Origin of the sequence: Stenotrophomonas sp. TWI602, assembly GCF_039674045.1 — a bacterium.
GTDB lineage: Bacteria > Pseudomonadota > Gammaproteobacteria > Xanthomonadales > Xanthomonadaceae > Stenotrophomonas.
Map to the genome: position 1 here is coordinate 444,852 of NZ_JBDJMT010000001.1, position 11,065 is coordinate 455,916.

General features: G+C 68.1%; 6 protein-coding genes. 5 read left to right on the forward strand and 1 reads right to left on the reverse strand.

The genetic code is table 11. The features are described from left to right. Nucleotides 1-31 precede the first annotated feature (31 nt). Entirely contained in the window at nucleotides 32-1,441 is a 1,410-nt protein-coding gene (locus ABE483_RS01945; protein WP_346480983.1) for a sugar porter family MFS transporter, read from the forward strand. Continuing rightward, nucleotides 1,438-4,002, forward strand: coding sequence for an exo 1,3/1,4-beta-D-glucan glucohydrolase (locus ABE483_RS01950; RefSeq protein ID WP_346480984.1), 2,565 nt, complete (start codon nucleotides 1,438-1,440; stop codon nucleotides 4,000-4,002). Before ABE483_RS01945 ends, ABE483_RS01950 begins: the two co-directional genes overlap by 4 nt. Nucleotides 4,003-4,019: 17 nt before the next feature. Here ABE483_RS01950 and ABE483_RS01955 read toward each other — a convergent pair whose 3' ends face one another. Next, nucleotides 4,020-5,075, reverse strand: coding sequence for a LacI family DNA-binding transcriptional regulator (locus tag ABE483_RS01955; RefSeq protein ID WP_346462363.1), 1,056 nt, complete (start codon nucleotides 5,073-5,075; stop codon nucleotides 4,020-4,022). 111 nt (nucleotides 5,076-5,186) lie between these two features. On the opposite strand from ABE483_RS01955, the gene ABE483_RS01960 reads away from it, so the two are divergent. From ABE483_RS01960 to ABE483_RS01970, 3 genes are read left to right on the forward strand one after another with little or no spacing between them, the layout of a single operon-like run. After that, nucleotides 5,187-7,301: an alpha-glucuronidase family glycosyl hydrolase gene (locus ABE483_RS01960; RefSeq protein WP_346481055.1), complete on the forward strand. Its 2,115-nt coding sequence runs from the start codon at nucleotides 5,187-5,189 to the stop codon at nucleotides 7,299-7,301. Beyond that, nucleotides 7,298-9,310 carry a sialate O-acetylesterase gene (locus tag ABE483_RS01965; protein ID WP_346480985.1) on the forward strand — a complete coding sequence of 671 codons (2,013 nt, stop codon included), beginning with the start codon at nucleotides 7,298-7,300 and terminating at the stop codon, nucleotides 9,308-9,310. The genes ABE483_RS01960 and ABE483_RS01965 overlap by 4 nt, the downstream gene beginning before the upstream one ends. Further along, entirely contained in the window at nucleotides 9,310-11,007 is a 1,698-nt protein-coding gene (locus ABE483_RS01970) for a glycoside hydrolase family 43 protein (protein ID WP_346480986.1), read from the forward strand. Before ABE483_RS01965 ends, ABE483_RS01970 begins: the two co-directional genes overlap by 1 nt. Nucleotides 11,008-11,065 lie beyond the last annotated feature (58 nt).

An 11,065-nucleotide genomic window follows, 5' to 3' on the forward strand; every position in this document is an offset into this window, starting at 1 on the left:
CGATGACACCGAACCGGGGAGGGGCAGGGCAATGAACCAGGCAGTGAGCGGTAGGGAGAACACCCGGCTGATCGTATTGATCAGCGTGGTGGCGACGATTGGCGGATTCCTGTTCGGCTTCGACAGCGGCGTGATCAACGGCACCCAGGACGGCCTGCACCAGACGTTCCGGTCAGGCGAGTGGATGCAGGGGTTCGAGATCGCCTCGATGCTGTTGGGCTGCGCCATCGGTGCCTTCAGCGCCGGGCGGCTGTCCGACCGCCTGGGACGCCGCAACGTGTTGATCGTCTCGGCGGTGTTGTTCCTGCTGTCGGCGATCGGGGCAGGCGCGGCGGCGTCCTCGACCCTGTTCATCATCGCGCGGGTGTTGGGGGGCTTTGCGGTCGGCGCAGCCAGTGTGATCTCGCCGGCGTACATCGCCGAAGTTGCGCCGGCGCGTTACCGTGGCCGCCTCGCGACGGTCCAGCAGATCGCCATCATCAGCGGCCTCACCGTCGCGTTCCTCTCCAACTATCTGTTGGCGGCCACCGCCGGTGCCTCGACCGAGGCGCTGTGGGGCGGGTACGCGGCGTGGCGCTGGATGTTCTGGATGCAGGCGGTGCCATCGCTGTTGTTCCTGGCGCTTCTGTTGACCATTCCGGAGAGCCCACGCTACCTCGTGGTGAAGCGCCGCAAGGACGAGGCGCTGCACGTGCTGACGCGGCTGTTCGGCGGTGCGGAGGCACAGGCCAAGCTGGCCGAGATCGACGCCTCGCTGTCGACGGACCACCATCGCCCGCGGCTGTCGGACCTGCGCAGCAAGGTCACCGGGAGGATGCGGCCGATTGTCTGGGTCGGCATCGGCCTGGCCATCTTCCAGCAACTGGTTGGCATCAACGTGGTGTTCTACTACGGCGCCGTGCTCTGGCAAGCGGTCGGTTTTTCCGAGAACGACGCACTGCTGATCAACGTGCTGTCTGGTGCGCTCAGCATTGGCGCCTGCGTCGTCACCGTGCTGCTGATCGACCGCATCGGGCGCAAGCCGCTGCTATGGATCGGCTCGGCCGGCATGTCGGTGTCGTTGGCGCTCCTGGTGGTCGCCTTCGCGAGTGGCTCGCTGGCCGATGGGCGCCTGCAGCTGCCCGGGAGCATGGGCACGCTGGCGCTGGTGGCGGCCAATGCCTACGTGGTGTTCTTCAATCTTTCCTGGGGGCCGGTGATGTGGGTGATGCTGGGCGAGATGTTCCCCAACCAGATCCGCGGCTCGGCACTGGCCGTGGCGGGTGCGGCGCAATGGACCGCGAACTTCGCGGTCACGGTGACGTTCCCCATCCTGTTGGCCGCCATCGGGCTCGCGGCGACCTACAGCCTCTACCTGGCCTCGGCCATCATCTCGGTCTTCTTCGTGCTCAGGTACGTGCGCGAAACCAAGGGCAAGGAACTGGAGCAGATGGAAGGATGAACACGATGACGAATCGACGCCTTGCCCACGCCCGCCGTGGCGTGCTGCTGGCCGCGCTGATGGGGGTGTTGGCTGCCTGCGGGAACGATGACAAGGCCGTTGCACCGGCGGCGGCCGATGCGGATCCGTGGCCGCAGGTGACCTGGCCGCTGCCCCAGGATGCCGCGCTGGAGAAGCGGATCACCGACCTGATGGACACCATGACGGTGGAGGAAAAGGTGGGTCAGCTGGTGCAGGGTGACATTGCCAGCATCACGCCGGAGGACCTCCGCACCTACCGGCTCGGCTCGATCCTCGCGGGCGGCAACTCCGATCCCGGCGGCCGCTATGATGCCTCGCCTGCCGAATGGCTGGCGCTGGCCGATGCGTTCTACGCAGCCTCGATGGACACCTCGCAGGGCGGCAAGGCGATTCCGGTGCTGTTCGGCATCGACGCCGTCCACGGGCAGAGCAATATCATCGGCGCGACCCTGTTCCCGCACAACATCGGCCTGGGCGCGACCCGTAACCCGGAGCTGCTGCGCCGTATCGGTGAGATCACCGCGCTGGAAACCCGTGCGACGGGCATGGAGTGGGCGTTCGCGCCGACCGTGGCAGTACCGCAGGACGACCGCTGGGGGCGTACCTACGAGGGGTACGCCGAGTCGCCCGAGGTGGTGGCCAGCTATGCCGGCGCGATGGTCGAGGGCCTGCAGGGCAAGGTGGGCTCGCCAGGCTTCCTTGACGGTCGCCATGTCATCGCGTCGGTCAAGCACTTCCTCGGTGATGGCGGCACCACCGACGGCAAGGACCAGGGCGATACCCGGATCAGCGAGGCCGAGCTGGTGCGCATCCACGCGGCCGGGTATCCGCCCGCCATCGCGGCGGGCGCGCAGACGGTGATGGCCTCCTTCAACAGCGTCAACGGCGAAAAAATGCACGGCAACAAGCCGTACCTGACCGATGCGCTGAAGGGGCGCATGCACTTCGGTGGTTTCGTGGTGGGCGACTGGAACGGCCACGGGCAGGTCAAGGGCTGCACCACCACCGATTGTCCGGCCACGATCAATGCCGGCCTGGACATGGCCATGGCGTCGGACAGCTGGAAGGGTTTCTACGAGACCACGCTGGCCGCGGTGAAGGACGGCTCCCTTCCCCAGCAACGCCTGGACGACGCAGTGCGCCGGATTCTGCGGGTCAAGATGCGGCTGGGCCTGTTCGAGGCGGGCAAGCCATCGTCGCGCGCGGTCGGTGGGCAGTTCGCACTGGTCGGTGCGCCGGAGCATCGTCAGGTTGCACGCCAGGCGGTGCGCGAATCGCTGGTGCTGCTGAAGAACCAGGGCGGCGTGCTGCCGCTGTCGCCGAAGCAACGCATCCTGGTGGCCGGTGACGGTGCCAACGACGTGGGCAAGCAGGCGGGCGGCTGGACGCTGAACTGGCAGGGCACCGGCACCACCCGCAAAGACTTCCCGAACGCGGACACGATCTACGAGGGCATTGCGCAGCAGGCCACGGCCGCTGGCGGCGAAGCGCAGTTGGCGGTGGATGGCGCTTACACCACGAAACCGGATGTGGCCGTGGTGGTGTTCGGCGAGAACCCCTATGCGGAGTTCCAGGGCGATCTGGCGACCCTTGCCTACAAGCCGGGGGACGACGCGGATCTGGCATTGATCAAGCGGCTCAAGGCCGACGGCATCCCCGTGATCGCGGTGTTCCTCAGCGGACGCCCGCTCTGGGTGAATCGTGAGATCAACGCCACCGATGCCTTCGTGGCGGCCTGGCTGCCCGGTTCGGAAGGTGCCGGCATTGCCGATGTGCTGCTGCGCAGGCCGGATGGCAGCGTGCAGCACGACTTCAAGGGCAAGCTGAGCTTCAGCTGGCCGCGCACCGCGACGCAGTACGCCAACAATGTCGGGCAGAAGGACTACAACCCCCTGTTCGCCTTCGGCTTCGGCCTGACCTATGCCGACAACGGCGATCTGGCCGCGCTGCCGGAAGCCTCGGGCGTGACGGGCAACGAAGGGGCCGCCGGGGTGTTCTTCGCGCGCGGGGATGCCGGCTCCGGCATGGCCCTGCGGTTGGAGGGCAGCGCCGGGCAGGGGGTAACCGTCACGCAGGTGCCGGAATCCCTCGAGGGCGACCTGCTGAAGGTCACCGGCGTGGATCACCTGGCACAGGAAGATGGTCGCCGTCTGGCGTGGTCGGGCAAGGGTGAGGCGATCGTCGCGCTGCAGTCGCACACGCCGCTGGACCTGCAGCGCGAGAGCAACGGCGACCTGATGCTGTTGACGACGATGCGCGTCGACGCCGCACCCCAGGGCGAGGCGTGGTTGTCCGTGGGCTGCGGCACGGGTTGTTCGGCACGCGTCGCGCTCGGACCGGCGCTGGCAACGCTGCCCGTGGGCCAATGGACCCGCGTGGGCGTGCCCTTGAAGTGTCTGGCGGCGGCCGGCGCGGAGGTCGGCAAGCTGGATCGCCCCTGGTCGCTCGGGACGGCAGGCGCGATGACGCTCTCGGTGTCACGCGTTGCCCTGGGCGCCTTGAATGAAGCGGAGGCCACCATCGCATGCCCCGGCGCGTGACGATGCGGCCTGCGCCCTCAGCGCTTGGGCGGGCGCGCGACCGAGTCGCGCACCACCAGCCGGTGCGGCATGACGTGATCGGTCAGCACGCGCGTGTCGTCGCCCTTGCGGCGGATGGTACGCAGCAGGATATCGATGGCGGCGTCGGCCATCGCGGCGATGGGTTGATGGAGGGTGGTGAGCTCGGGCCAGACGGTCGTTGCCGCCGAGGTGTCATCGAAGCCCACGACCGACAGATCGCGGGGCACCTCGAGGCCGCGTCGGTGCGCAACGGAGATGGCCGCCGCGGCCATGTCATCGTTGCTGGCGAAGATGGCCGTGGGCGGCCGACGCTGGGACAGCAGCTTCTCGGTCGCGGCAAGCCCCGAACGGTAGGTGTAATCCCCCTGTTCGACGAGGCCGGGTTCGACCTGCAGCCCTGCCTCCTGCAGGGCGGTGACAAACCCATCGTAGCGACGCGCGCTCGCACTGAGGTCGCTGCGGCCGCAGATGAAGCCGATCCGTCGGTGCCCGTGCTGGATCAGGTGTTCGGCCATCTCCTTGCCCGCATGGAAGTCGTCGATGCGGACGCAGGAAAGATCGTCTCTCAGGTGCCCCGATGCGATCGCGACCACCGGGATGCCGGCGCTGACCAGTTCGGTGACGGCCGCCTGCGACTCGCACAGCGGCGGCGGCAGGATGACGCCATCCACACGTCCGGCCAAGGCGCGTGCAGCGTTGCGCTCGGCCTCGGGGTCGAAGTTGTCCCAGTAATGGATGACCAGCTGGATGGCCGCGTTGGACGCGACACGCAGCAGGCCCACCAGCAGCTCCCGCAGGTAGGCGCCACTGGGATTGGTGTAGATCAGCGCGATCCGCGTGTGCTGCGCCGCGGCCAGCGAACTCGCGGCCAGGTTGGGCGTGTAGCCCAGTTCGCGCACCGCGCGCATCACCCGTTCGCGCGTGACATCGCGCACCTTGCCTTGGTTGATCGCGCGCGACACGGTCATCGGCGATACCCCGGCCAGGGCAGCCACCTCGTCGATCGTCACGCCACTGGTTTTGCGGCGGACCGATTTCTTCGGCTTGTCCAATGCGTGTTGCCTTTCTTCTTTGTGACGCTGCCGCGAGGCGGGCACATCCCCAGCTTACAAGGTTTGCTGGCGACGCTGCTGCTGCGCCGGAATGTCGAGCGGTGTCACTGGATGCTGGGTGTCGCCGTGGCGCTTTTCGCCTGCTCGGGCACCGTGCGCGCAGAGGACGGTTACGCCCTATGGCTGCGCTACGCACCGCTGGAACCTGCGCTCGCGGCGGACGCCCGGGCACGGCTGGGCGGGGTCGTGGCTCCCGATCAGACCCCGACGCAACGCGCCGCGCGTGAGGAACTTGTGCGTGGCCTCACCGGCCTGCTGGGTCGCGCGCCGCGGATGCAGATCGCGCCAAGCGCAGACCCCACCGTGGTGCTGGGCACCCCGGATTCGTCGGCCGTGATCGCGCCCCTCCGCCAGGAGATTGACTCACTCGGCGACGATGGCTACCTGCTCAGGCGTGCGCACATCGGCGGGCGCGAGGTGTTGCTGGTAGCCGCGCGCCGGGATATCGGCGTCCTGTATGGCGTGTTCCATCTGCTGCGACTGCTGCAGACCGGCGCGTCACTCGATGCCCTCGAGGTTCGCGAATCACCCCGCCTCCGACTGCGCGTGCTCGACCACTGGGACAACCTGGACGGCTATGTGGAACGCGGCTATGCGGGCCGCTCGCTGTGGGACTGGCAGACCCTGCCGGAGTGGCGGGACCCACGCTATACGGACTATGCGCGTGCCAACGCCTCGCTCGGCATCAACGGCACCGTACTGAACAATGTAAACGCGAGCGCGCAGAGCCTTGCGCCGGCATATCTCATCAAAGCCGCCGCGCTGGCAGACAGGTTCCGCCCGTACGGCATCCGCGTATACCTGAGCGCGCGCTTCAGCGCGCCCATCGAGCTGGGCGGGCTGAAAAACGCCGATCCACTCGACCCGGACGTGCAGCGCTGGTGGCGCGACAAGGCTGACGAGATCTACGCGCGCATTCCGGATTTCGGTGGCTTCCTGGTCAAGGCCAATTCGGAAGGACAGCCCGGACCGCAGGACTATGGCCGTTCGCATGCGGACGGGGCCAATCTGCTGGCGGACGCGCTGGCACCGCATGGCGGCGTGGTGATGTGGCGCGCCTTCGTCTACGCGCATGAACTGCCCGAGGACCGCGCCACGCAGGCCTACAACGAATTTGCCGGGCTCGACGGTGACTTCCGCCCGAACGTGATCGTGCAGGTAAAGAACGGGCCCATCGACTTCCAGCCGCGGGAGCCGTTCCATCCCCTGTTCGGGGCCATGCCACGCACGCCGCTGATGATGGAGGTCCAGATCACCAAGGAGTATCTCGGCTTCGCCACGCATCTGGTCTACCTGGGGCCGCTGTACGAGGAGGTGCTGCAGTCCGACACCCACGCACGCGGTGCGGGCGCCACGGTCGCGCAGTTTCTGACCGGGATCGCCGGCGTCGCCAACATCGGCAGCGATCGCACCTGGAGTGGGTCGCACTTCGACCAGGCCAACTGGTACACCTTCGGCCGTCTCGCCTGGAATCCGGCCCAGTCTGCCGGCGACATCGCGGCGGACTGGGCCGCGATGACGTTCGCGCCGGATCCCGAGGTGGTCGTGCCCATCGTCGAGATGATGATGGTCTCGCGCGAGGCCGCGGTGAACTACATGACGCCGCTGGGTCTGCACCACCTGATGGCGCGCGGGCACCATTACGGGCCCGGCCCCTGGGTGGACGGCGGTCCGCGCGCGGACTGGACCGCCGTGTACTACCACCGCGCCGACCGCGATGGCATCGGCTTCGATCGCACCGCGAGCGGCAGCAACGCGGTGGCCCAGTACGCCCCCGAGGTGGCCACCGTGTACGGCGACCTGGCGCGGGTGCCGGAGCCGCTCCTGTTGTGGTTCCACCATGTCCCGTGGAATCACCGCATGGCCTCGGGACGACCGTTGTGGGACGAACTGGTGGGGCGTTACTCCCTGGGTGTGCGTCAGGTGGAAGGAATGCAGGCCACCTGGGCAGGCCTCCAGGGCAGGGTGGATGCGCAGCGGCATGCGCAGGTCGCCGCCTTCCTCAGCATCCAGCGGCGCGAAGCGCAGTGGTGGCGCGATGCCAGTGTGGCGTACTTCCAGTCGATCAGCGGCAGGCCCTTGCCTGCGGGCGAAACCGCGCCGCCACACGCGCTGACCTGGTACCAGCGTTTGCAGTTTCCTTCCGCGCCGGGAGACGGGCGATGAGTCGGACACGGGTGATCGTCTGGATGCTGGCGACCGCCGTGGCATGCGCTGGCATGCCGGCGGTGGCACAGGAACCGGCCACACGGCTGCTGCATCCACTGTTCCAGGACCACGCCGTGCTGCAGCGCGACCAGCCGATTCCGGTCTGGGGCCATGCTGCGCCCGGCACTCCGGTTTCCGTGGCGTTCGCGCGACAAAGCGTCACCACGCGCGCGGATGCCGGCGGCCAGTGGCATGCAACGCTGAAACCCATTCCCGCTGGCGGCCCTCACGACATGAGCGTCCGCGCAGGGCACGCCACCCGGAACGTGCATGACGTGCAGATGGGTGATGTCTGGTTGTGTTCCGGGCAGTCGAACATGGACCTGCCGGTCTGGCGCGCGCTCGACGCAGACAGTGAGATCGCCTCCGCCACGCACCCGACGATTCGCCTGCTCACCGTGCCCAAGGCCGAAGCCGTTACGCCGCAGAGCACGTTCCCGGCGCCGACGGCGTGGAGGCCGGCGTCGCCAGCCGCGGTGCGGGGCTTTTCCGCCGCCTGTTACTACTTTGCGCGTGAACTGCAGAAGACCGTCAACGTCCCGATGGGGCTGATCCAGGCGGCGTGGGGCGGCTCGCGGATCGAGGCGTGGACCAGCGCCGACGCGCTGCATACGCAGGGCGGCATGGACCCCGCGCTTGACCTGCTCGCGCTCTACGCAAGCAACCCTGCGGCGGCAACCGCGGGCTGGGGCGAGGTATGGCAGCAGTGGTGGTCGACGCGCGACGGAGCCCGGCAAGGCGACACTCCCTGGCAGCCAGGCGCAGACAACACGGCATGGCACAGGGCCCCCGCCGCGCTGGGGGCATGGGAGCGTTGGGGCGTGCCGGACCTTGCCGCGTACAACGGCATGGTCTGGTACCGCACCCAGGTCACGCTGACCGCCGCGCAGGCGGCGCAGGGTGCACGGCTTGCGCTGGGCGCCGTCGATGAGACGGACATGACCTGGGTCAACGGCGTGGCGGTGGGCAGCCAGTACGGTGCCGGGGAGGCGCGGCGTTACACACTTCCGGCCGGGCTCTTGAACGCCGGTGAGAACACGGTGGTGATCAACGTACTGGATACCTACGGCGAGGGCGGGCTGTCGGGACCGGCCGACGCTCACGCCGTGCAGCTGGACGACGGCACGCGCATCGTCCTGGACGCACCGTGGCACTACCGGGTGGCGCCCGGCACACAACCACCGCCGCTGGCGCCATGGCATGCCGCCACCGGTCTGTCGACGCTGTACAACGGCATGATCGCACCGCTCGGCGGCTATGGCCTGCGTGGGATGCTCTGGTACCAAGGCGAGTCGAACACGGCGGACGGTGCCGCTTATGCCAACCAGCTGCGCAGCCTGCGCGATGACTGGCGCAGCCGGTTCGGTGCGCGGTTGCCGTTGCTGGTGGTGCAGTTGGCCGGCTATGGGCAGCCGCCCCAGGCGCCGGTGGAGAGTGGCTGGGCGCAGGTGCGCGAGGCGCAGCGTCGCGTCGCGGCGGAAGACCCGCTTACCGGGCTCGCGGTGGCCATCGACATCGGCGATGCGTACGACATCCACCCGCCCAACAAACAGGAGCTGGGCCGGCGCCTGGCCCGGGTGGCACGTCACGTGGCCTACGGCGAACGGGCGCTGGCACCTTCCGGCCCGACGGTTCGCACCGTGTCGCGCGGGCAGGGCGAAGCAAGGATTGCGTTCGACAATGTCACCGGCACCCTGGTCACGACCGGTGCGAACGGCCCCATAGGATTCGAGCTCTGTGACGCCGATGCACGGCACTGCCGCTATGCCGACGCGGTGCTGGAGGGGCGTGAGGTTGTGTTGGATTGCATGGATTGCGTGGAGCCGGCCAGCGGCCGGCACGACCGGAGCGGCGCGTTGCGTGTGCGCTATTGCTGGGCGGACGGTCCGGTCTGCACGCTGCGCGACAGCAGCGGTGCGCCGGCCGGGCCCTTCGAGCTTTCCCTTAACGCTGCGGAGATTCGCTGATGCGCCTGCTGATGGCCACGGTCGTTCTGCTGTTGTCGGCGACGGTGTCGCCACTGGGCGCTGCGCCTGCGCCTGCGCCACCGGTTTATTTCGACTGGTTCGACTATTCGGGTCACGACGCGGCCTTTGAAGCACCGCTGCCCGCCGGTCACTACCGCAACCCGATCCTGGCCGGCTTCCATGCGGATCCCAGCATCGTCCGCGCCAACGACCGCTTCTATCTGGTCAATTCGAGCTTCACGTTCTTCCCGGGCATTCCGGTATTCGAGAGCATCGATCTGGTGCACTGGAAACAGATCGGCAACGTGATCGACCGCCCGACGCAGCTGGACTTCGATGGATTGAACGTATCGCGCGGCATCTTCGCGCCGGCGATCGAGTACCACGACGGCATGTTCTATGTGGTCACCACGGCCGTCGACAGTGGCGGCAACTTCATCGCGACCGCGCGCGACCCTGCCGGCCCCTGGTCCGACCCGCACTGGCTGCCCAGCGTGGAGGGCATCGACCCGTCGCTGTTCTTCGACGAAGACGGCGCCGTCTACCTGGTCAACAACGATGTGCCACCCGGTCCGCAGCGCTACGAAGGCCACCGCGCCATCTGGATGCAGCAGATCGATCTGGCCGCGTTCAAGCCGGTGGGGCCGCGCAGGGTGCTCATCGACGGCGGGGTGGAGCCGGCGAAGAACCCGATCTGGATCGAGGGTCCGCATGTCTTCAAGCGCGATGGCTGGTACTACCTTTCCGATGCCGAGGGTGGCACCGGGCCGCAGCATTCCCAGGTGGTCCTGCGCAGCCGCGAGGTCTGGGGGCCCTACCTCCCGTATGCGGGCAATCCGATTCTTACCCAGCGCGACCTGCCGGACGACCGGCCGCTGCCGATCACCAACGCCGGCCATGCCGATCTGGTGGAAGGTCCGGACGGCGCCTGGTGGGCGGTGTTCCTGGCCAGTCGCAATTACCAGACGCGCCACTACAACACGGGGCGGGAGACGTATCTGCTGCCCGTGCAATGGCGGGATGGCTGGCCGGTGATCCTGCCGGCCAACCAGGCCATTCCGTACGTGGTCAAGGCGCCGTCGTGGATGCAGGGCGATGCCTCGCAGGCCCCATCAACCGGCAACTTCGTCGATCGCGACGGCTTCGATGCACCGACGCTCGGCATGGGATGGTTGCGGGTACGCGTCCCCAAACAGGCGTGGGCAGACCTGGGCCTGCGTCCGGGTAGCTTGGCCGTGCATCCGTTGCCGGAGAACCTGGATACGCTGCGCAACCCCGCCTTCCTTGGCCGCCGTCAGCAGCATCTGCGCTTCGAGGCCAGCACCGACATGACGCGGCCGGCGACGGGTGTGGCGGCGGGCCTTGCTGCGTTCCAGAGCGAGCGTTACTGGTACTTCCTGGGCGTGCGCAGCTTCGGCGGGGATCGCGTGGCGATCTTCCTGGAAGGGCGCGATGGCAGCGGCGTGACCCGCACCCTGGCCACGCGTACCGCGACGGCGTCCACGTCGCTGCGCCTGAAGATCGCAGGTGACGGGGGCCGCTATGCGTTCGCATTCGACACGGATGATGGGCAGGGCTGGCAGACGCTCGCCGACGACGTGGACGGAACGGTGTTGAGTACGGATCGCGCAGGCGGCTTTGTCGGCGCGCTGCTGGGACCATTCGCGCGCGACGAGCGCGCCTTGAGGAGCAAATGATGACGCGTGCGCCTTACCTCTGCAGTGGCCGTCGTGGCCCCACCTTCCGCACCCTGGT

Excerpts from the sequence above, each read along its gene's own strand:
- ABE483_RS01945 (WP_346480983.1), top strand. The coding sequence starts at position 32 with ATGAACCAGGCAGTGAGCGGTAGGGAGAACACCCGGCTGATCGTATTG.
- ABE483_RS01950 (WP_346480984.1), top strand. The coding sequence starts at position 1,438 with ATGAACACGATGACGAATCGACGCCTTGCCCACGCCCGCCGTGGCGTG.
- ABE483_RS01960 (WP_346481055.1), top strand. The coding sequence starts at position 5,187 with ATGCTGGGTGTCGCCGTGGCGCTTTTCGCCTGCTCGGGCACCGTGCGC.
- ABE483_RS01965 (WP_346480985.1), top strand. The coding sequence starts at position 7,298 with ATGAGTCGGACACGGGTGATCGTCTGGATGCTGGCGACCGCCGTGGCA.
- ABE483_RS01970 (WP_346480986.1), top strand. The coding sequence starts at position 9,310 with ATGCGCCTGCTGATGGCCACGGTCGTTCTGCTGTTGTCGGCGACGGTG.